This is a genomic window from Vibrio ezurae NBRC 102218, from assembly GCF_000467185.1.
GTDB classification, from domain to species: Bacteria; Pseudomonadota; Gammaproteobacteria; order Enterobacterales; family Vibrionaceae; genus Vibrio; species Vibrio ezurae.
On the sequence record NZ_BATM01000005.1, the window covers coordinates 18,434 to 41,338 of the forward strand.

Here is a 22,905-nt window from a genome sequence, read left to right on the forward strand (position 1 = left end):
TGTATGACATACACGGAAGACGCTTTAGTAGAACAACCGGCGATTAGCCTTTTCTCTGAACTGGACTGGAATACTGCAACGTGCTGGGACGAGGTTTTTGGCTCACCGGCTAATGACCACCTTGCTGATAATCCGGTGTTCTTTGGTAGAGAAACTCGCAACGATGTGGTTTTATTCTCAAGGTTAAAAACTGCACTGCTAAAGCTGAATCCAGATGTGAATACGCTTGTTATTCAGGAGGCGATTGACCAAATATCACGAGATAGAAGCGCAATGACGGCTATCTCAGCGAATGAAGAGGTCTACGAGCTGTTAACTAATGGCTACGTATACACAACGAATGCTGAAGATGAAGAAGACTGCGTTGTACAGTATATCGATTGGTCCAACACCAGTAACAATGACTTTCTGCTTTGTAGCCAAATGAGTATTACTGGAGAAATTGAAACCCGTCGCCCTGATTTGATAGGCTTTGTTAATGGATTGCCACTTGTTTTTATCGAGCTGAAAGCAAGCCATAAAAACCTTCTAACGGCTTATAAAAACAACCTATCTGATTATAAAAATACCATCCCTCAGCTGTTCACATACAATCAGATCATTATTCTTTCGAATGGCGTACAGTCTAAGGTAGGCTCGATATCTAGCCAATGGGAGCACTTCGCTGAATGGAAGAAGATTGAGTGCGAAAAAGAAGAGCGTCGAGTCAGTTTAGAGGTGGTGATACGAGGTGTGTGTGAACAAAACCGCCTATTAGATATCATTGAAAACTACACTCTATTTGTCAAAACCAAACATACCGTAAAAATCATTGCTAAGTACCACCAATACTTGGGTGTTAATCAGGCGTTATCTGGTCTAAGTAACGTGAAAGAGCGTGCTGGGCAACTGGGTGTTTTTTGGCATACCCAAGGCAGTGGTAAAAGCTTTTCAATGGTCTTCTTCTGCAAAAAAGCATTTCGCAAATACACTGGTAACTGGACGTTTGTATTAGTCACAGATAGAACGGATTTAGACGACCAAATATACAAAACTTTCAACTCAGCTGGCATCGTAACTGAAAACTGCCAGGCAGACTCCGGTGCAGAGTTAAAAACCCTACTTGGTGAAGATCACCGATTTGTGTTTACCCTGATCCAGAAGTTTAAAGGCGATGAGAAAGGCAATTTTCCTGTACTTTCAGAGCGTGATGACATCATTGTGATTACCGACGAAGCACACCGTAGTCAATATGATTCATTGGCGATGAACATGCGTAATGCTATGCCAAATGCCTCATTCATGGCATTTACGGGTACGCCGCTGTTAGCAGGTGAAGCAAAAACACAAGAAGTGTTTGGTGACTACATTAGTATTTATAATTTTGCTGACGCTGTGGATGATGGTGCAACCTTACCGCTCTATTATGAGAACCGTGTGCCCGAAGTTGCTGTGTCGAGTGATACGATAGGTGAAGATATTGCGGAGATACTTGATCAGGCAGATCTTACAGAAGAGCAAGAGACTCGCTTAGAAACTGAGTTTTCCAAAGCCTATCATATCATTACACGAGATGACCGCTTAGAAACCATTACCGCTGATTTGGTTGAACACTATATAAATCGAGATCCTTTCAGTGATGGTATGTTAGGTAAAGCGATGGTGGTTTCAATCGATAAAGCAACCACCATTAAGATGTATGATAAAGTTCAGTTAGCATGGAAGACAAAGCTCAATAGCCTAAAGTCACAGGCAAAATATGCCTCTGGTAGTAGGTTAAACAAACTTCAATTCCAAATTGAGCATATGGAAACGACCGATATGGCAGTCGTTGTTTCTGGTGGTCAAAATGACGATGAACGCCTTGCTAAAAAAGGTCTGGATTACAAACCTCACAGAGAGCGTTTTCTGAAGGAAAAAATTGACGAAAAATTCAAAGACCCTGAGGATGACTTAAGAATCGTCTTTGTATGTGCTATGTGGTTAACAGGTTTTGACGCACCATCTGTTTCAACACTTTACTTAGATAAGCCCCTAAAGAGTCATACGTTGATGCAAACCATCGCACGTGCAAACCGTGTCTATGAAGGAAAATCAGCAGGGCAGATAGTCGATTACATAAATATATTCAGTGCATTGCAACAGGCCTTAGGGTTGTATGGTGGCGGCGTAGCAGAAGGTGGGGCACCTTATAAGGTTGATAGTCCAGCAAAAGATAAGTCTGAACTTGTCGCGGCTTTAGGTGTGGCTATCAATGAGCTTATCGTATTCTTAAATGGCGTTGATATTGACCTAAACCAGATCGTATCAGCTCCAGCAGATGGTTTTGCCAAGCTATCACTATTGGATAATGCCAGCGAAATACTTCTAGAGCCCAAGAATAAAGAAGAGTTCACATCCTTCTTAAGGCAGATAAATCGTATCTTTAAAGCGATTATGCCTGATGATAGCGCTAACCAGTATGTGCCGTATCGAATTGCTATCAATATTATCTATTCTCAAATGCGTTTGAAGTCTGGTTTGTCCATTGATGATGAGGATGTCTTAGATGTTGTTCGTAATCAGGTCAACGAGTTGCTAGATGAATCGATATCTACAATCAAGATTCAAAGCAACTTACCTGAGCCGGTAAACATAGCGAATATCGATTTTGATGCGTTAGCGACAATGGTAGCCAAGGTTGAAAAGCCGAAGCAATCTGATGCGGAAAAACTAAAAAACCTCATTGAGCGTAAGTTGCAGCCTATGGTGCTTAAAAATAAAACGCGTCAAGATCTACAGCAGAAGTTTCAAGAGCTGATCGAAGCGTATAACTTAGGTGCATACACCGCAGAAGAGTTTTTCAATCGCTTAAAAGAGTTTATCACTGAGTTGGAACATGAAGAAAAACGTACTGTACGCGAAGGCTTAACGGAGGAAGAATTAGCAGTATATGATTTGATGACTCAAGAAGCGCCATTAACTGATAAAGAGCGCAAGCAAGTCAAAGAGATAGCTAAAATTCTAACGGAAAAGATGAAAGAAATATTGGTTATTGATTGGCGTAAGAAGCAGCGTACCAAAGCCAGAGTTAAAAACATGATTGAGGAGGTATTGGATAGCTTACCTGAGTCTTATGACGATGATCTATGGCCAAAGACTTGTAGCGAAGTATATATGCATATCTTTGAGAAGTATCCTGGGCAAGGGCAGAGTCCTTATGCCCATTAAATTGAGGTAAGCTTTCTAAAAGTTTCAAACTTTATTGTCATGACTATGGCCTTTAATTGGTCATGAGGTTGAGTTAGTTTCAATCTTTAGTGTCATATTGTTCCCTACTTCGTTACCAACTAATAAGACTTGTAGGAGAGAAAAGTTTCAATCTTTAATGTCCACCGACAATTCTGTAAGGGGCTTCTAGCCCCTTTTTTGTGCCTGCGTGTTGTCCTCAATGACCACCCTATGTAACTAGATTGCAAATAAAGGCAATTACCAATCAAAGTCTGGATCAAAGTCATCGTCGGTATATGTTGCTAAGTCCTTTCTAGGGTCTTCTGCTGGATGATTGCTGTAATAGAAGTTATTCAATAAGCTGATGTAAGTTTGGCATCCATCTACTGAACCGTCATAGGTACGAGATTCTACATCCAATGAATTTTCAACTGTAATTAACTCTACTTTACAACGAACGTTAATGATCTGAGATTCAGGTCGTAAGTTACCAAAATCATTAAAGCCAAACTTGATTGCTTGCGAGTTGCGACTTGATTGCCACGTATAAACATCTTTCCCTAACAGGGTACGTTTACCAGTAGGCATGCCGAGTATGTCTGCAGCTTGCTTAACATTAGTGATCTCAGCTAAATCACGAGCAAAAGCATTTTGAGCTTGAACAGCAGGACTCGTACAGCCAGACAGAGCAATGGTAGCTAGCGCGGGCAAAAGAATGATTTTTTTCATAGCTGTAACCTTATTTAACCCAGCTAACGTTCTCTTCACTGGCTTTTTTAATTAGCGTATTAATTTTATGAGAGTCAAAAATAACTGAATATTAAGATCGATATTTTACCTACCCCCTAATACCAGCAACGCATTTTATGCGTAATAAAAGATAGAAAAGGTGTCGATATCAACCAAATTGGTTCATCTTTTCACTCGATATTAAGCGTTCAATAGACATAAAAAAAAAATCCCCCTCATTCTCCCGGCAAACACTTCTCAATTAGCTTCAACCACTCATCCACGGTTCACAAAATTCACTTCCCCAACACGCATCCACACTCCTACCAACAAAATAAAACTCTGCTCTAATTCACATAAAAGTAGTTTACTTAAATTTAATTCCTATTCATGAAATAGCTGTTTTTATATTTAAGAAATTCACACCAACTTCAGTGACTCTGTTCACGCAATTTTGCGTTATTTGATCTTACTCCAATAATTCCTTTCACCAATGAAACGGTCCTTCTCATTGATGCCATTCTTTTGATTTTTGTGCAGGCGTAATCTTATCTGCAACGAAACGAGAATCGTCCACAGAGGCGAAAGTGAGATAAGACAATGCTAATAAAACCCGTCCTGTCACCACAGCAAGCGGCCGCCAAAATTGAAGATGGTATGACCTTGATGGTGGGTGGCTTTATGACCATAGGCTCACCGGAAAAAGTGATCGATGCGATTGTTGAAAACGGCGTAAAAAACCTAACTGTAATATGCAATGACGCTGGCCTACCGGGCAAGGGTGTTGGCAAGCTAATTGAAGCCGGCCAAGTCAGCAAACTTGTCGCCTCTCACATTGGCTTGAACCGAATTGCCGGAGACAAAATGAATTCTGGTGAAATGAAAGTTGAGCTGGTTCCTCAAGGCACATTGGTTGAGCAGATTCGTGCTGCTGGCGCTGGCCTTGGTGGCGTTCTGACTAAAACTGGTGTTGGTACTCTAGTTCAAGAAGGCAAACGTGTTATTGAAATTGAAGGCGAAGAGTTCCTACTTGAACTGCCACGCAAAGCTGACGTTTCTCTTCTTAAAGCATCAACCTGTGATGTGTTTGGTAACACGCTCTACAACAAAACCACCAAAAACTTCAATCCAGTGATGGCAACAGCAGCAAACCAAGTCTTTGTTGAACCCGAAGAAGTGGTTGAAGCGGGCAAATATTCCGTGGATGCATTTACTACACCATCAGTACTCATTGACTACATCGTAGGGTAATCGACATGGACAAAAAGCAAATGAGAAACCTAGTCGCACAACGTGTTGCTCAAGAGCTCAATACTGGCGACTTGGTGAACTTGGGAATTGGCATGCCAACGTTAGTTGCAGGCTTTGTTGACCCAGATAAACACATCGTCTTTCAGTCTGAAAACGGCATGGTAGGCATTGCAGGATCGCCAGCCGAAGGTCAAGAAGATTGGGAACTGACGGATGCAGGGGGCTCACCTAAAACCGCTATCGAAGGCGCTGCCTATTTTGATTCTAGCCTTTCATTCTCACTTATTCGCGGTGGTCACGTAGACGCTACCGTACTTGGAGCAATGGAAGTGGACCGTCATGGCAACTTAGCCAACTACATGATCCCCAACAAGCTGATTGCAGGTATGGGCGGCGCAATGGACTTAGTCAGTGGTGCGAAGCGCGTAATCATCATGATGGATCACTGTAATAAGCACGGTGAAAGCAAAATATTAAATGAGTGCACATTACCGCTGACTGCAAAAGGTCAAGTAAACCTCATTATTACGGACTTAGCCGTTATGGAAGTAGTGCCAGAAGGCTTGCTACTAAAAGAAGTCGCACCTCACAGCAGCATCGAAGAGGTTATCCAAAAAACGGCAACAGAATTAATCATTCCTAAAAATGTCGTAACGTTCGGAGCATAAAAATGAAAGCAACTAAATTATCTGAAGTGAGTGCATACAATCCGCCAAGCCACCACGGCACAGTGTCTTTAAAGCTACAAGGTGAAGCTGAAACAGGCATCACTAAGTTCTGGCAAGGCTTGTCGTATTTCCTACCTAATGGTGGTGCAGATTGGCAGTACGACGAAGGCATGCCAGCGGCTGAATTTGAAAAAACGTATTTCGTGGTAAGTGGTGAGCTAGTGGTGATTGATGGCGACGAAAAAGAATACGTCATCAAACAAGGCGACTCTATTGCCTTTTTACCTAATGAAGGTCGACGCCTGGAAAACCGTACCAATGAAACGGCTTCGGCACTGGTAACGTTTTCTACTTGTTAAGTCGCCAATTAACCTCACTCAACAAATTTAATAGGACATAGAAAGATGGCAATGACCTCAACCTGGAGCAACGAATTTGCTCAAAACATTTTTGACCTTAAAGACAAGGTAGCGGTAATTACTGGCGGTAATGGCACTCTTGGCGCCGCTTACGCACAAGCATTTGCATTGCATGGCGCAAAAGTCGTCGTCACTGCACGTAACATGCAAACACTAGAAGAAACCGTAGCCTCTGTACGTGAAGTGGGCGGCGAATGTATCGCGATTACTTCAGATGTTACCGACCCACAAAAAGTGCAAGAGCTGGTTGATGAAATCGACACCCGCTTTGGTCGCATCGACATTCTAGTGAACAACGCAGGCATGGCATTCCGCGCTCCAGCTGAAGAAATGCCAACAGATAAGTTCAACCAAGTAATGAACGTAAACGTAACAGGCACCTTGGTTCCTTGTCAGGTATTTGGGCAGTACTTCATGAAGCAAGGCCACGGCAAAATCGTGAATACTTCTTCGGTACGTGGCTTCTGTGGTCACCCTGATGGTTACTCTGCTTATGCGGCATCAAAAGCGGCGGTAGATAGCCTTACAAAACAGCTTTCAACTGAATGGTCTCTAAAAGGCGCGAAACAAGGCTTTACCATCAATGTGAATGCGATTGCTCCAACCTTAGTGAAATCACCACTGACTCAAGAGATCTGTGAAGACCCTGCTCGTATTGCTCCATTCTTGGCTCGTCTTCCAATGGGTCGCGTAGCAGAAACCAGTGACATGATTGGCTTAGTACTCTTCCTGTCGGCACCAGCATCTAACTTCATTAACGGCCAAATCATCTATGTTGATGGCGGCTGCACAGCAGGATAAGGAAGCACTATGAAGCACCAAGATATTAAGAACATCACCATCGTAGGTGGCTCGGGCATGATGGGCGTAGGTATCGCGCAAATCTTCGCCTCGGGTGGTCGTAACGTCACCATTAAAACGCGTAACGTGTCTAAGTGTAGCGCCGTTGAAGATATGAGCAGCCAGCTTGATATGTTCATCCAAGAAGGGCTACTGGAAGAGCACAGAAAATCAGACATTTTAGACCGTATCAACATTACAGCTGACGCGATTGAAGCGTACGAAAATGCGGATCTAATTTTTGAATCTGTACCTGAAGTAATGGACATCAAACACGCTACGTTCAAAGAGATGGAACAGTACGCACGTCCAGACTGCATCTTCGCTTCTGGCACTTCAGTGAAATCTATCACTGAGATTGCAGAAGTGGTTGAGAAGAAAGAGCGCGTGATTGGCATGCACTTCTGGAACCCTGCGGTACTGATTCCTCTGGTCGAAGTGATTCGCACAGAAGACACCAATGAAGACGTTTTCCAAGCGTCATTCGACTTGCTAGAAGACTGTGGCAAAGCGCCAGCAAAATGCATGAAAGACGTTCCTGGTTTCTTAGCAAACCGCCTACAACATGCTCTATGGCGCGAAGCGTTCTACATGCTAGACGAAGGCATTGCTGACCCGAAAACCATTGATGACTGCATTAAAAACTCATTTGGTTTCCGCGTTCCTCAACTTGCACCGTTTGAAAACGCCGACATGGTTTCAACCGAGCTTAGCTTGAACATTCACAACTACATGTTTGAGCACTTGTACTCAGGTACAGAGCCAAGCAGCAAACTAAAAGAGCTGGTTGAAGAAGGAAAGAGTGGTTTTGCCACAGGCGAAGGCTTCCAGAAATGGACTCAAGAGCAAGCGGCAGAGTCAAAGACCAATCTATTTAAATACCTGATTGATCAAACAAAATACCGCCGTAAGCAGCTAGAAGAAGCGTAAAACTCGGCACTAAAAATAATATTCAGGCTTGTGTAGAGCACAAGCCCAATTAAAAAAATTGAAAGGTAAAGACCATGACATCTATTTTTGAAGGCAAAGTACTCATCGACCTGTCACACCCTATTGGCTCTCAGTCTCCACAGTGGCCTTACTTCCCACAACCTGAGATTACACGTGCACACGGTCTAGCAAAATCAGGCGTTCTAACTCAGTTTTTCAAGATGCCAATGCACTGTGGTACACACGCGGATTCTCCTCGCCACGTCATTGAAACTGAGTTTGACGGCCGCCGTGCTCGTTACACCCACGAAATGGAGTTGGAATCTTACTGTGGCAAAGCCGTTTGTCTGGATCTTTCACACCTTCCGCAATGGTCTCTGATCAAAGCAGAAGACATGGACGCTGCGGTAGAAGCTATCGATGGTTTAGAGTTTGCTGACCTAAAAGACATGATCGTCATTATCTACACGGGCATGTGCAAACTTTGGGATGACAGCAAGCAGTACTACCACTATGCAACAGGCGTTGGCGCTTCTGTGGGTCACTGGTGTATGAAGCATGACATCAAAGCACTAGGCGTAGACCAACAAGCACTGGACCACCCTCTACACACTTCTATCGGTGAAAAATCAGCGGGACGTCTATCAATGAACCTTGAAGGTTACTCTGGTTACCCACTGAAAAAAGAATTCATCGAGAAGTTTGGTGAAGCAGAATACGCGCACTTTGATCGTGACATGTACAAAGAAATTCACGGCGAAGCAGCCTACAAAGAACTGTACGGCATGGTTGAAGAAAAAGGCCTAAGCAACGGTACATGGGAACCTTGTCACAAGCTGCTACTGGGTAACGGTAAAGTAGGTTGGGAAAACGTGGGTGGCCAAGTTGAGAAAGTCAAAGGCCGTCGCTTCGATATCGTTGGTGCTCCACTGAACCTTTACTGTGGTGATGGTTCTATGACTCGCCTAATGGCTGTTATCGACGCAGACAAAGTGGTTGATTGTCCTGACCGTCTATACCCATACGGTGACCACTAATCACGGGTTCATACACTTGAACCAATAAAATAATCAGCTCCAAGCCGGAGCAAACACTCCGGCTTATTTAAGCAAATTATTAAGCGTAATAGTTTCCATTGATATCGGTTTTATCCCTACAGATAAATCGATACGAATGGCATTTTTATATCCTTGATCGGCTTAACGCCTACTCATAAAAAATAATAAACATCGGTGGCAATGATCACTGTGGGAAACAAAAGGATTCACATGAAAGACGTCGTAATTGTAAGCGCAAAACGTACAGCAATCGGTGCCTACTTAGGTGCTTTCACAAACATCTCTCCTATCGATCTGGGTGTGACTGCGGTGAAAGCGGCCCTAGCTGAAGCAAACCTAAAACCAGAGCAAGTCGATAACCTAATTTTTGGCAATGTATTATCAGCAGGCCTAGGTCAAAACCCAGCACGCCAAGTGGCAAAATTTAGTGGCATTCCAGATGAAGCTACGGCAAACGTCGTTTCTATGGTGTGTGGCTCAGGTTTAAAAGCAGTCATGGATGCGGTGTTACAAATTCAAACGGGTGAATCTGAAATCGTTGTCGCTGGTGGCTCTGAATCTATGTCAAATGCTGCCCACATTCTTGGTTCACACCGCACTGGCGTGAAAATGGGACACTCTCAACTCACCGATATCATGTTAAATGATGGCTTAGTGGATGCATTTGGTGGCTTCCACATGGGCATCACCGCAGAAAACCTAGCCAGCAAATACGAGATCTCTCGTGAAGAGCAAGATGCTTACGCCGTTCAATCACAAAACCGCGCAGAAGCGGCAATTACTGCGGGCAAATTTAAAGACGAAATTGCACCACACACCATCTCTAGTCGTCGCGGTGACACCGTTGTTGATGCCGATGAATTCCCTCGCTTTGGCTCTACGATGGCAAGTATCAGTAAGCCTCGTCCTGCCTTCAAAAAAGACGGCACAGTCACAGCGGCAAACGCTTCTGGTTTAAATGACGGCGCCGCTGCCATTGTATTGATGAGCAAAGACAAAGCTCGTGCTCTTGGCCTTACGCCAATGGTCACTATCCGTTCACAAGGCGCAGCCGGTGTTGATCCAGAAGTCATGGGTTACGCACCCGTACCAGCTTCTGAGAAAGCACTGAAAAAAGCTGGTCTTTCAGTTCGCGATTTAGACCTAGTTGAAGCAAACGAAGCTTTTGCATCACAAGCACTTTCTGTAGTGAAAGGCTTAGATCTAGACCCGGCCATTACCAACGTTAATGGTGGTGCAATTGCAATTGGTCACCCTATTGGCGCAAGCGGTGCACGTATTTTGGTCACACTGGTGCACGAACTGACTAAGCGTAATCAACGTTACGGTCTTGCGACTTTATGTATCGGCGGCGGTCAGGGTGTGGCGTTGGTCGTGGAAAATGAAAACGCATAAATGGCTCATCCATTAATGTCGTGATAGCAAAATAATTAACGCTGCCCTGCTCAAATAGTTTTGCAGGGCACATAAAACAAATACTGGGGTCTCCCCCAATACATTATAAAAATATAAGAGGTTCTATTATGTCTCTAGCAAATAAACGTATCCTAACTGTTGCATGTACTGGCGCTTTCCCTAAAAAAGAGCAATCTGAATTCGTTCCATTAACGCCACGCGAGCAAGCTGACGAAATTATTGCTTGTCATGCTGCTGGTGCTTCAATTGCGCACATCCACGTTCGTGATGACGAAACTAACTCATCAATGGACATCGCGAAATTCCGTGAAGTGGTCGGGTATGTTCGTGAAGCTGAGTGTGACATCGTACTTAACTTAACCACATCAGGCGACCTTAGCGCGACTGACGAAATCCGTATGCTTCCATTCCAAGAGCTTCGTCCAGAAATCGCAACCTGCGATGCGGGTACAATGAACTGGATGCACTCTGTCATTTTTGAAAATAGCCCTCGCTTCCTCAGCAAGCTACTGGTTGAAATGCCTAAGCACAACGTGACACCAGAAATCGAAATCTTCGATATTGGTATGATTCACAACGTTAAGTTCTACCGCGACCAAATCAACAAAGCGAATGCGAAGCGCGAAGAAGGCACAGAAGAAATTCCAAACCCATTCACCGCGCCTCACTTCCAGTTTGTACTAGGTGCAGCAGGGGGTTCTCCAGCTGAAGTACACATTCTTCTACAAATGCTAGATGAAGTACGTCGTTTCTGGGGTCAAAACTTTACTTGGGGTGCGCTGGGTATCGGTCGTAACCACCTACCAATGATCAACGCGGTTATCGCTCTTGGTGGTCACTTACGTGTAGGCATGGAAGATAACGTATTGTTCCGTCGTGGTCAGTTGGCAAAATCTAACGTTGAGTTTGTAGAGCGTACGAAACAAATGCTTGCACTTAACGACCTAGAAATTGCAACGCCAGATGAAACTCGTCAAATTCTGAAGCTCAACAAAGCTAACTTCCCGACCTGGAAGTCATACGAATAACAATCATTACCAAAAATAATAAAACTGCTCATTTACCTACCTAGTTTGGAGCCCTTTATGGGCTCCCTTTTTATATATTAAAATTGTGACGCAAATAAATAATTGCCAATTTTAACTAATATAAACTCCAGCTTGATCACACTACTTATTTATATTTTTGTCATCCACATTTTATCCATGTAACTTTAATAAAAAATACCCCTACAGTTACTATGAATAATACTCCAAATATACTTCCTGCTTGCCATGAGCCTGTTGATCCTCAGCTTGTGGCTCAAATGATGTTCTTTACCGTTTTAGTTGAAGCCGGCTCGATGACCAAAGCCTCCGAGATAATGGATATATCAACCTCGACAGGCTCTCGCTGGTTAGCGGATCTTGAAGCTGAACTGAGTGTGACACTTTATCGCCGTAACGATAAAGCGAATCGCATTACAGAAGCAGGTGAACACCTGTACCAGCACTTTAAGTGCATCAACTCAAAAATTCATATTCTGAAAAATGAACTGACACAATTTACCCGGGAAAAACGCGGTACCGTTCGTATTTGCAGCAGCCCAGTCTACGCTGAAAATGTCATTCTTCCCTTGGTGTCTGAGTTTGTCAGAGATAACCCAAAGGTGAATATTCAAATGACCATCTCACCTAGGGGATTAGAGCAGCACAAAGACAATGACTTTATTATTTCAGCCATTGCTGGCTCGGCTCTTTCTAAAGAAGGCGATCTTAATTTAGTACGTCGCAACTTGCTCTCAGAACGATTTGTAGTGGTCGCATCACCCGAATTTATCCGCTTAAATGCAGAACCCCTCGTACCTGAAGATCTCACGAAATTGCGCTGTTTGTATTCAAAATCATTAAGTGGCAAAAATAACTGGGTATTTAAACAAGACAATGAAGCACGCATTATTACCGTAAATAAAACCATTGAATTGTCCGATGCAAAAATGATTACCACCGGAGCGTTAAACGGTGCTGGCGTTGCCTACTTACCTGAGTTTTTGGTTAGAAAACACATTCGCAGTGGAGGCTTAGTTGAGCTGCTTACCGACTACCAAACGGATGATTGGTTTCTGAACCTTTACTACCCACCACAACGCTTTATGACAAGCACAGTCAATGCATTTAAAGAGCATTTGCTATCTAACCATAGAGAAAAAGTAAAAATATTTGATTGATATCACTATTAATAAATACATTCGCATATATCCCACCAACGGGAAATCTATTTCCTTACCTGCAATGTTAATTATTATTTAGAGTGAACTTCATCTTATAAATATATTATTAATACCTGTATTATTATTTCTGTTCTTAATAATAAGTCGAAATTAAAATAACGGCCGTTAATTAATTAGACCGACCCTACACTTAATATTCGAGGCAAAGATGAGCAATATATTACTCATGGTACTGATATATAATGCAATTGTTATAGGCGGTATCGGTTGGTATTTAAAATGGAAAGAATCACAAACTAACGAAGTTACCGATATGGCACTCGGTGGCCGTGATGCGAACATCGCGATGTTCTCCGTCACTCTCGCAATCACTTACCTTGGATCTGCACACGTATATGGCCTCATGGAGATGTCTTTCGTGCTCGGTGCAGTCGCGCTATGGTTTTGTTTCGCTCACACGATTCTTATCTGTGTAATTTGTTTAGGTACTGGACGTTGGATTCGCCGTATTGGCTGCGCGACCATTCCTGAATTGATTGGTCAGCTATATAACAAACAACTTCGTACTTATACCGCTTGTGTGGGTGCAATGGTTGTCTTTGGTCTGGTCACCCTTGAAACACAAACGCTAGGTATAGGCATTTCTGCGATGTCTGGTTGGTCTCTAGGTTGGTCTGCTGTGTTAGGTGCCGTCATTGGTACAGCTTATGTCACCATGGGTGGTATTAAGCAAACAATGTGGGTAAACCTCATTAACGCTGTAGTGATGTACGGCTCTATTATCATCGCAGGTATCTACTTAGCGTTTGTTCTACCAAATGGTTGGGAAGGCGTCACTCAACACTACGTCGCTAACGACCAAGAGTTCAAGCTGTCGATTCTAGCGACTCCAGACATTCTAGTTGGCTTCTCTTTAGCAGCTATCTTCTCGGTTGTTTTCGCACAGTCGGTAAACCAACAAGGCATGCAGGCTGCGATGTCAGCGAAAGATGAGAAAGTCATCAAGCGCTCACTATGGATTGCAGCGCCTGTAAACGGCTTATTTGGTGTATTCCCTGTACTCGTCGGTCTTGCTGCTGCAACCATTCCAGAGTTTGCACAGCTCGGTCCAAAACTTGCGGGCGCAACCTTAATTGTTGAACTACTGCCTACGTGGTTAGTGATTCTTCTTCAAGCTGGTTTCCTTGGTGCCCTGCTATCCACCTTCGCAATGTCGGCATTGGCTCCAGCAACCATTTTTGCCAAAGACATTATTGGTGCCAATGTTAAGGGTGGGCTATCCCCCGCTCAAGAGAAGAAGCTGATTCGCAAAGTGATCATGGTCATTGGCGCACTAGCAGCATTCATGACTTTATTCTTACAGCCTAACGTAATCCTTGCTATCACTTGGTTGTTTGCTTGGTTAGTGCCGTTCTTCTTTATCATTATTGCAGGACTCTTCTGGAAGCGTAACTTGATGGTGGCTCAGACCGTAGTCATGTCTTCATGGGTCATTAACCTAGTGTGGTCATTCACTGACCTCAAGCATACGCTAGGACTTTCGATGCTTGAGAATGCCCATATCGTCGCCATCGTCGCTCTACTTACAACTGTAGTGGGTAATAGCGTAGTGAAACACTCAAGACCTGCACTATTTAAAGAACAACGACAAAATAAAGAGGCTCAGAAAGCCCAAATTAATTTAGAAGAGGAACGTGTTTAATGAACTTAGCCGCTGAACTATTCCTAACAGCCTTTGGAACAATTATGGGGATTGTGATTGTATTCTCCCTAATTGCACGACTAATGAGTAGCGAAGAGACAGGAGAAGAGTAATGGGACTGGATGGATTTACACAACTTTGGATGGGTGGAGTTATCGTGTTTGGTGTGGTGTTCTACTTATTTGCCATGCGCTACGCTCATCATTGTGAGAGCGATAATCAGCAACAATAACCAATAATAAAAATACTGATCATTTTACTTGCCAGTCGTACCCTGTATGACTGGCTTTTTTGCGGCCGTACTTCAAAGGTTGCTATCTAATACCCGTCGTACTAAATAACGACCAAGCCTAGACGTCTATATTTTTTACTTATAAAACAACCAGTTATTAAGCCTTCTTTCTTTAAAAACAAGTTTTGTTCTCAAATTTTTTCCATCTCTCTCCCTGACGACTGACTGTTTTGGGTATCAGTTGTTACGCTCACCGAGAAAATATTTGAAGTTAGTCACAAAACAAGTAACATTAGCGCTTTAAAAGTAACAACTGAGAAAGAAGATATGGATCTTGATACCGCCATTTGGATGGCAATTCTTTTGTGTTTCGCTGGAGCGACTTACAGTTACGCGACCTATTTGGGTAGTAAAAACAAAGAATAGCCTTTAGAAGCGAGTCGCATTTTATAGTGCTGAATCGCTTTTAATAAATTGATTGCTGGTGATTCTATTGATAAGCCAGCATCATACTGCAAAACAAGCCGTACATTCCTCTCTTGAAAAGTGCGTATTCCCCCTCAAGTTAAGTACGTGTTGCTTACCCGCTTCAACCCCCATTTCATAACCGATATCCAACAACCTTTTCTTACGAGTTAAACGTTTTACTGGGAAATTCTCAGGAGGCGCAATCACTCGAATCGTCGCATCACTTGGCGGAAAACGAATGAATTGTAAGGCTTGATTGTATTGCTTGGCTCTGGTGGCCAATGTTTCAGCGACTTTTGGCGTATTACGTAATAAACGCTTCATCAGCCAGTAAGAGCTAGACTCCGGCATGTTGTAAGACAGAGGGTGAGAAAGAATAACCGTAATATCACGAGCACCGCGTCGATAAGCTTCTTTTACTGGAATTGAATCGGCAACCGCACCATCGGTAAAACAGCCTCCCGAAAAACAAGGTGTGCGCTTGTAAGCAATAGGCAACGCCGTTGTCGCTTCCATCACTCCTGACATATTCTCTTTAGAGACACGAAAATATTTAGCGTGTCCGGTCTCAATATCGGTTGTTGCAGCATAGAAAGGTACAGTACTAAAAAGACGTTCTAAATCAATTGGGTATTGTTCCATGGACGCATCACTAAGCCATTTAACATCCGTTAAATTGCCCCCAATAGCAAAGCGAGACAAGCTATAGAAGTCTTTAGAGGTCGCAAGTTCAGTGATCACCTTGTAGCTGCGCTGCTTTTCTTGAGCCAAATAACCCAATAAATTAGAAGCCCCCGCCGATACACCAATCGTAAAGTCAAAAGGCTGATACTCATAATCTAAATAAGCGTCAAGTACACCCGCAGCAAAAATGCCACGCATCGCCCCACCCTCTACAACCAATGCCTTCTTATCCACAATACACTCCCTAAATTTAACTAGGGCTAGGATAAAGGGCTAACGAGAGTAAGAGAATTCACTAATAATTATCATTTTGATAGGTAGAAACTATTGAACAACGACTGAACTAAGGCGCTATAGAGATTGATTGTGCACCTTAAACACCTAGTCAAAACCAATAGTGACTTCCCTCACCAACGCCTATCAGGTTAAAGTTGAAGTAAGCACGTACGGTAGTTTTTCCTTTTTAGCCAAGTACATAGCCCTATCCGCTTTCTCAATCAACACTGATAATTCACGCTCATCTTGCGGATAAATACCGATACCAATACTGACCCCAACCATAAGCTCGCTATCGACTTTATCGATCAAAACGGGTTTTGAAATTAATTGATGTAACTTAGTCGCAATGCCTTTGGCTTCTTTTTCATAGTTCATAGGATCATTAATACTAAACAGTATAAGGAACTCATCCCCACCAACTCGAAAACAAATATCGCTACTACGTAACTGCCCTTTCAAGCGAGTCGATAGCTCAACCAAAAGCTGGTCACCCACATCATGTCCAAAGGTATCGTTAATTAACTTAAAACCATTTAAGTCCAGATAGGCTACTCCTAAACAAGCAGAATCAAGTATTTTCAATGACTGATTGGTTAATACACTATCTAAATGCCGTTTATTAAATAGACCAGTTAATGCATCCGTATTTGCTTCGTCCTTTAGTTCATCGATTAAATCTTGAACCCTTGAATAATCCTGTAGAGTCGCTATGCCACACTTCATGCCATTAAAAACAATATTTGCGATTGAAATTCTAGCGTTAAAACCTTCACCATTAGCATTTCTACAAGGCATGATGCTTCTAGACATCATCGTTCTCGCTTGTGATTGGTTAACGACAAAGTGACTCACTTTCGCATCGTGATGCTTAGTTGCATCCTGCAGCATCAAGTCTTTTGGTTTTAGAGTTAACAATACTTCTCTTTCATAACCAAATAATCGCGCACATGACTTGTTCGCAAACACAATATTAGAATGCTGATCCACAATCAAAATGGCATCCGCTAAGAAGTCTAAAAACCGAGAAATTTCGTCCGATTGTTCCATTGCTACATACGTCCATGCTTATTAACAGTTTTACCTCATATTTGTAACTCTGATTGAGCGCAAAATCCACACCTAAATATTGATCCGCACCAAAAAAGCCTCAGACCTTAAGCTGAATGAGTCCCTCTTAGTTAACAAGGTGTACGAGATAATCAGGAAAAGCTCAGCATTAAGAAAGAGCCGAACGATAATGTTCACTAGAGAGCAGTACAGAAGATAAAACGAAGAAGCAGAGATAAGTATTTGATAGCGCTAGATACAACAAAGCCCCGACTTTCGTCGAGGCTTTGTCATTTAAATAATGGTACCGGTGGGCGGACTTGAACCGCCACGCCCGAAGGCAACGGATTTTGAATGCATAGCCCACCTGTTGACACCTTTAATAACAGTAACTTATAATTAAAAAACACAATCTATGCAAGGGACTATGCAAAAATGGACAATGAAGGTTATCATTACAAACATCTTCAGAAAGGACTTTCAATCTATAAGCAAAAGCAGAGTAAAAACTACTATCTATACCTTCGAGGCACTTATCAAGGAGCTCCAATAGAGCGTAGATTTAGCCTGAGAACCAGTAATGAACAAGAAGCTGAACAGCAAGCATATCGGCATTATTTTAACATGAGGGATGGTACGCCTTCTAAAGAACTTGAGGCACCATCAAAAAAGCTCAAGCTTTCTAGTATCTGTCAAAAAATCATCGAGCAACTGGATAAAGACGTCCAGCAAAGCTCCAAAAAAAATCCTCAGCCCAAAACACATATAGCATGTATCAAAAATGATATCCTTCCTTCATATGGAGATCTGCCTATAACTAAGTTTAAAAGTAAGCAGATAAAAGAAATCTTTAATACAGCTAAAAACAAAACCAAATTGAGTAATCTAAAAAAGATAATTAATGATATTTTTACATATGCCTACGATGAAGAGTTGATAAAAAAGGGGGATATACCTGATGTTAATCATAAAGGGAAATTTAATGATCACAACTCTAGAAAACCTTTTAGTAAAACAGATTTAGATAATATTAAACGAAATTTACCACTATTTATTGATGAAAGTGCGAATGAAACAGTAGCTCAGAATCGTTTTTTATTATCTATTGCATTTGACTTTCTATTGCTTACTGGTTGTCGACCTGGAACAGAAATTGATGGGCTAAAATATGGATGCATATCCAAAATCACAGAAAGAAATGGGGATAATAACAACTTCAAACTAACATTCCCTCAATCAAAAACAGAAAACCACAAAAAACCAAGAACAATACAAATAACTAGAAGTGTATTTTGTCTCTTTTTAAAAGTACATATGAAATTTAACCCCAACGTATACAAACATTTAAATGAAAGCTATAAAAAATCGACACAAACAATAAATGGGAAACATTTATTCTATAAAGATAGTTCTTTAAGCAATGAATATGATAATGTTTTTTTTAAATCTATAGATAAAGAACAATTTATATTTAGGCGACCTAGTCATCCTAACCTAACTCTTGGTTGGAGTAAATTTTTCAAACAACTAATGAGTAAACTAAACTTCGATTACACCTTATACTCATGTCGCCATTATTATATAACGAAATTATTAAAAGCTAATGTAGACATTCACACTGTAGCATTACAGTGTGGCACCTCAATAAAAGTCATTGAAGATTATTATTCAGATATGCAAGCATATGATGCAAGTGACCGAATTTTGCAACAAATGCCAAGAGAAAGTATCGAATTTGAGGTGGTTCGTAATGGTAAAGTAACAAAGGTTCATACTTTTGATTTGAAATGAGTGAAAATGTGACAAGCATATATAATACTAATTTTATATTGATATATAATTAGTATTATATATATCAATATGAATATTTACATATGACTATTTCAAATATCGCTAAAAAGTACAGTCTAACTATTAGCTTTGTTTTTATTTTATTCTATTCATTATATCCAATATACTCTGAAGCTAAAAATAATGACTTATCGATCGCTTTAAAAAAAATAACCTCAATTGACGGATTTCAAAGATCAGGTTTACCACTTAAAAACGACGACTGTAGTAATGGCTTGTCTAGAGGTGTAATGCATTACTCATATGATAACCTAGGTAAAAGCGGTGTTCAGTATTACATTATTGAAAAATGTAAATACCGAACAATATTTATTGATAAAGAGTCGATTGTTATAGCTGATGATAGTTCTGATGTACTAGGTTTAGAGCAAGAATTTTTAATAATCAGTCTAAGTAACAGTAATATAAACAACATTCTTAGTGAAATAGGACTATCTGATTATATTTTTTTTCCAAAGAAACTAAGCTTTTATTACAACTATACAATAAACAATGTATATGCTGGTATATCAGAAACAGATAGTGGAGCAGGAATTATGATAGATCTACAATATTATGATCTATCTTCACTATATGCTAGTAGTCTTAATGAGTTTGAAGAAAACAAACTATTATCTTCACTTAAATATTTATTTAATACTAATGACAAGAAAAACAATGGATATATAGCAACTATTCGAACAAGGCGTTATTTATAATGGTTATTTTGAATTAATCATACAATGCTACCTGATAATAATATGAAGTAAAAAAATGGAGACTGTTCTTAATTCTATATAATTGCCTAAACTAAGCCTTAAAGGCTAAGGATAAGCAGTATAAATAAGAAAGAGCTTAAAACTTTAGCTAAGGAAGCCATTAAAGGAATTAAAATACCTGAAGACTTAACTGAGTTCAGCCAAATGCTGAATGAGGGTGCTCTCAATGCCGACATAGATGAGTATGGCGCAGAGATATCACCTAGCCTCGTATTGCGAGTGACAAATGCGGTGATAAAAGAGATAGTCGAGCGGTAAACTAGGCCACTTGATGCCATTTACCCCATTGTTTATCTCGATGTATTGTGACCAATATCTACCAAGAAAAACGTATTATCAATAAGTAGATCCTCCTCACTAGACATTAACACCGATGGTCAGAAAGAACTCATGGGGATGTGGATAGCAGAAACCGAGACGCTGGGTTATATGAATCCCTAAATTTGAAAAGTACGAATTATCTTTAGTATCGTATTCATTTAACTCTAGCTCACTATTGCAAGGCTAAACACTGTCTTCGAAGGTTTATTTCTTTAAACGTAGGCTGTCTTTATGAACTCTAGTTGGAACGGCATGAGGAAAATTTACCAATGCCGTTTTTCCTTCGTTCTCAAGTATCACTCCAATTCCAAGGTCTTGATGTCCAATATAAAATACTGAATCCCCAACATTGAATTGCAGGTGCTCCTTGTTTACCTGAGTTGTCGGTGTGGGATTAGCTGCTTCATAAGCAACTTTAACTTCATGGGCAACTTTAGCTTCATCAACAATAGATGTCGCTCGCAACTGAATGTATATGCTCTCGCACTTGTCCATATTTCCTTCAGACAAAGCTTTTGCTTTAGTCCATAAGCCTTTTCTGATCTCACCTATCTCAAGTTCATCTGCGACAAGGTCGTATACCCACTCTTCTATAATACGTTTTTTTGAGCTTCTATTTTTAGTAAAAAATCGCATTGCTTTGATGTTCCAATCCCAAGATAACTTATTAATTTATCGATACTACTTACTTAAATCCACTAGCGCCAACACGTCTCTGGACAAAGCTTTGTCAGTTGTATTACTAAATTAGGATATAACGGGTTAGCTGAGATATGAGAAAGTAACGCCGTATTAAGTAGCCAAAAACCAATGCGATACACTTTGCAGAGCGAAATCGGCATGCGTTTTTGGTCTGTCTTAAACACTTTGTTATATTTTATTTCCCGCAACCCTATGATTATAAACCCTATTTTATAAAATGAATATCTACATAGTCAATGACTTCATGCTTTCTATGATTCTGTAACCGCCAATATTGACGTTTCCCATGAGCTTTAAAAACAAATGTGCCTGTACGATAAAGAACTTCACCACCATTAATATGGTGAATTCGCGTGACTAAATCCCCTGTTATTCGTAATTCACGCTGGCTAATCACGACTACATTGCCACTGAACTTCATAAAGTTTAATTCATTATCAACTCGTTCTTCTTGATAGCCTTTTGCTACAATTCCGTCACCTAAACGGCTAAATTCTATTTTCCCACGATTACCCACTCTGGAATTATCTAACCACTGAAGAGTAAAGTCATGAGTGCCAATTATGGCTTTGTTTACAAAGTGTTCTGAGACATTACCAGCTTTCAATGAAAAACTAAGAAGTAATAATACAATTCCCAACCCATTTATGACGTGTTTCAAGTCTGCTTCCTTTTATTTAAGATGACTGATATATGACTAATTTTCGCTAAAATATAACGCCTAAATCAGGTGCGCCGTAGGCTTCACCTGGATTTACTTGTTAAATTTGTACTTGCTGGCAACGTATTTGGTCGAGTTCTCAATATTTGGAAATACAGTTCTTTCATTAATATTCAGTAAATCCAATTCATCTAGAATAGCCGACTTATTTTTTATTGTTATCCGCTCAACTTGAATTTCAGGAGTTCCTTGTCCGTCTAGCACTGCATCAAGACCAAATAGTAAAAATGCTCCGATTATGAAATGATACAAAATAACTCTATACTTGCTCGAAAAATGTTGGGGGCTTGCGTATTTCAGGCAAAGATCATAAACGATGCCACCAAAATTTTTGACTTTTGATTTCCTTTAGCTATTTTGTTGCAGATTTTCGTCTAAAATTTCCCAAAAGGCATTCCTTGTCACAATTCACTTGGGTCGGGTGCAACTTGAACAGTTAGAACAAGTTGCACTAATGCTACTTGTAATTATTCTCAGTTGATATCTCTCAGAAATACAATTTTACCATCACGGAAATCACGCACCTGTTGAGCAAGCCCTTCGATTTCTTCACGCGCTTTAATAAGCTTTATAGCTTTATCATGCTCCATTTTTGGCAAAGCTCTCTGCAGGAACTGTTCAGTAATCAAAACCATCGAAAATAAGTAAGTGAAACGCTCATCAACATTAAACGCCAAATGTCTAAGTGAGTTAGTTTTGTTGTTTTGAATATCAGTGATGTGGCCAGTTAAGAATGCTTGATCTAACATCCCTTGCACGAGTGTATGATTGCCAGTTTCATTTGGATCAGGTAGTAAGCAAAACGAATCATCAAAATAAGCATCCAGCACTAAATCAACCAACTCATGCGCTTTTTTGCCAAACTCAAAAGTTGATACTTTCTCTTTAAATATATTGCTAAAGAAACCCATCTGATTACCCCCTAATCGCACTTATATTCCAGTAAGATAGTTAAATCATTGCCAAGTCCAAACCATCTAACTTGTGGTATTTCGGCTTTATGTGGTGAGTCATTGCGCTAATAGCCGTGTTGTACATATCTCGAGTAAATATTTCAGGTACTCTAGAATTGCTTTAGCGAAATTACCAATCTCAATATGGACGCATTATACTGTATAAGCATCCATTAACCGTGATGAGTATCAATTATGCGTAAGGTTGCTTGGTAAGTTTACGATTTTGTTAATTGGGTAAATGATAATTGTAAAGGCCATCACCATACGCCTTAATATCTACGTTAAGTTCATCCATAAACAATGGAAAGATTTGGAAACTTTGGGGCAATTCTGAGTTCCCCCCCTCCCTCAACCGCTTTTAAAAACTCAAAAACCAAACAAAAGTATCTATCTTAGCTTTCTATCACTTACCTATTAGGCGTGGAGCTTCCATTTTGTTGCTCTTAAATCCATAAAGTAACTTTCCGTTCTACTC

Annotated in this window: 19 protein-coding genes; 13 read left to right on the plus strand and 6 right to left on the minus strand. The window is 40.9% G+C overall.

Going from position 1 to position 22,905, the window contains the following annotated elements:
* The first annotated feature begins 3 nt into the window (after window positions 1–3).
* Complete coding sequence (locus VEZ01S_RS02065; RefSeq protein ID WP_021712350.1) at window positions 4–3,189, plus strand: type I restriction endonuclease subunit R; 3,186 nt, start codon at window positions 4–6, stop codon at window positions 3,187–3,189.
* A gap of 258 nt (window positions 3,190–3,447) precedes the next feature.
* Here the strand turns inward: VEZ01S_RS02065 and VEZ01S_RS02070 are convergent, their stop codons facing one another.
* A complete protein-coding gene (locus tag VEZ01S_RS02070) occupies window positions 3,448–3,918 on the minus strand; it encodes a lipoprotein (protein WP_021712351.1) in 471 nt (156 codons plus the stop codon).
* A gap of 600 nt (window positions 3,919–4,518) precedes the next feature.
* On the opposite strand from VEZ01S_RS02070, the gene VEZ01S_RS02075 reads away from it, so the two are divergent.
* The 10 genes from VEZ01S_RS02075 to VEZ01S_RS02120 all read left to right on the plus strand — a co-directional run bounded on the left by VEZ01S_RS02075 (window position 4,519) and on the right by VEZ01S_RS02120 (window position 14,411).
* A complete protein-coding gene (locus VEZ01S_RS02075; RefSeq protein ID WP_021712352.1) occupies window positions 4,519–5,169 on the plus strand; it encodes a CoA transferase subunit A in 651 nt (216 codons plus the stop codon).
* 5 nt (window positions 5,170–5,174) lie between these two features.
* On the plus strand, window positions 5,175–5,837 hold the full coding sequence (locus tag VEZ01S_RS02080) for a 3-oxoacid CoA-transferase subunit B (RefSeq protein WP_021712353.1): 663 nt from the start codon (window positions 5,175–5,177) through the stop codon (window positions 5,835–5,837).
* 2 nt (window positions 5,838–5,839) lie between these two features.
* Window positions 5,840–6,196 (plus strand): cupin domain-containing protein, encoded by a 357-nt coding sequence (locus VEZ01S_RS02085; protein ID WP_021712354.1) that lies wholly within the window; start codon window positions 5,840–5,842, stop codon window positions 6,194–6,196.
* Window positions 6,197–6,241: 45 nt separating this feature from the next.
* Window positions 6,242–7,057, plus strand: coding sequence for an SDR family NAD(P)-dependent oxidoreductase (locus tag VEZ01S_RS02090; protein ID WP_021712355.1), 816 nt, complete (start codon window positions 6,242–6,244; stop codon window positions 7,055–7,057).
* Window positions 7,058–7,066: 9 nt separating this feature from the next.
* Window positions 7,067–8,026 carry a 3-hydroxyacyl-CoA dehydrogenase family protein gene (locus VEZ01S_RS02095; protein ID WP_021712356.1) on the plus strand — a complete coding sequence of 320 codons (960 nt, stop codon included), beginning with the start codon at window positions 7,067–7,069 and terminating at the stop codon, window positions 8,024–8,026.
* Window positions 8,027–8,100: 74 nt separating this feature from the next.
* Entirely contained in the window at window positions 8,101–9,063 is a 963-nt protein-coding gene (locus VEZ01S_RS02100; protein WP_021712357.1) for a cyclase family protein, read from the plus strand.
* Window positions 9,064–9,294: 231 nt separating this feature from the next.
* Window positions 9,295–10,479, plus strand: a complete 1,185-nt coding sequence (locus tag VEZ01S_RS02105) for an acetyl-CoA C-acetyltransferase (protein ID WP_021712358.1) — start codon at window positions 9,295–9,297, stop codon at window positions 10,477–10,479.
* A 128-nt stretch (window positions 10,480–10,607) separates the two neighbouring features.
* On the plus strand, window positions 10,608–11,528 hold the full coding sequence (locus tag VEZ01S_RS02110) for a beta-keto acid cleavage family enzyme (protein WP_021712359.1): 921 nt from the start codon (window positions 10,608–10,610) through the stop codon (window positions 11,526–11,528).
* Window positions 11,529–11,740: 212 nt separating this feature from the next.
* Window positions 11,741–12,706, plus strand: a complete 966-nt coding sequence (locus VEZ01S_RS02115) for a LysR family transcriptional regulator (protein ID WP_021712360.1) — start codon at window positions 11,741–11,743, stop codon at window positions 12,704–12,706.
* A 211-nt stretch (window positions 12,707–12,917) separates the two neighbouring features.
* Window positions 12,918–14,411 carry a sodium:solute symporter family protein gene (locus tag VEZ01S_RS02120; RefSeq protein ID WP_021712361.1) on the plus strand — a complete coding sequence of 498 codons (1,494 nt, stop codon included), beginning with the start codon at window positions 12,918–12,920 and terminating at the stop codon, window positions 14,409–14,411.
* 739 nt (window positions 14,412–15,150) lie between these two features.
* On the opposite strand, the gene VEZ01S_RS02125 is transcribed toward VEZ01S_RS02120, so the two are convergent.
* A complete protein-coding gene (locus tag VEZ01S_RS02125) occupies window positions 15,151–16,029 on the minus strand; it encodes a patatin-like phospholipase family protein (RefSeq protein WP_021712362.1) in 879 nt (292 codons plus the stop codon).
* A 186-nt stretch (window positions 16,030–16,215) separates the two neighbouring features.
* Window positions 16,216–17,121: a sensor domain-containing diguanylate cyclase gene (locus tag VEZ01S_RS16290; RefSeq protein ID WP_021712363.1), complete on the minus strand. Its 906-nt coding sequence runs from the start codon at window positions 17,119–17,121 to the stop codon at window positions 16,216–16,218.
* 435 nt (window positions 17,122–17,556) lie between these two features.
* On the opposite strand from VEZ01S_RS16290, the gene VEZ01S_RS02135 reads away from it, so the two are divergent.
* Together VEZ01S_RS02135 and VEZ01S_RS02140 are read left to right on the plus strand one after the other, a co-directional pair.
* Entirely contained in the window at window positions 17,557–18,912 is a 1,356-nt protein-coding gene (locus VEZ01S_RS02135; RefSeq protein WP_021712364.1) for a site-specific integrase, read from the plus strand.
* A gap of 83 nt (window positions 18,913–18,995) precedes the next feature.
* Window positions 18,996–19,670, plus strand: a complete 675-nt coding sequence (locus tag VEZ01S_RS02140; RefSeq protein ID WP_021712365.1) for a hypothetical protein — start codon at window positions 18,996–18,998, stop codon at window positions 19,668–19,670.
* Between the two features lie 585 nt (window positions 19,671–20,255).
* Here the strand turns inward: VEZ01S_RS02140 and VEZ01S_RS02145 are convergent.
* From VEZ01S_RS02145 to VEZ01S_RS02160, 3 genes are all read right to left on the minus strand, one after another.
* Complete coding sequence (locus VEZ01S_RS02145; RefSeq protein ID WP_021712366.1) at window positions 20,256–20,687, minus strand: hypothetical protein; 432 nt, start codon at window positions 20,685–20,687, stop codon at window positions 20,256–20,258.
* A gap of 271 nt (window positions 20,688–20,958) precedes the next feature.
* Window positions 20,959–21,414 carry a hypothetical protein gene (locus VEZ01S_RS02150; protein ID WP_021712367.1) on the minus strand — a complete coding sequence of 152 codons (456 nt, stop codon included), beginning with the start codon at window positions 21,412–21,414 and terminating at the stop codon, window positions 20,959–20,961.
* A 533-nt stretch (window positions 21,415–21,947) separates the two neighbouring features.
* On the minus strand, window positions 21,948–22,385 hold the full coding sequence (locus VEZ01S_RS02160; protein ID WP_021712369.1) for a hypothetical protein: 438 nt from the start codon (window positions 22,383–22,385) through the stop codon (window positions 21,948–21,950).
* Window positions 22,386–22,905 lie beyond the last annotated feature (520 nt).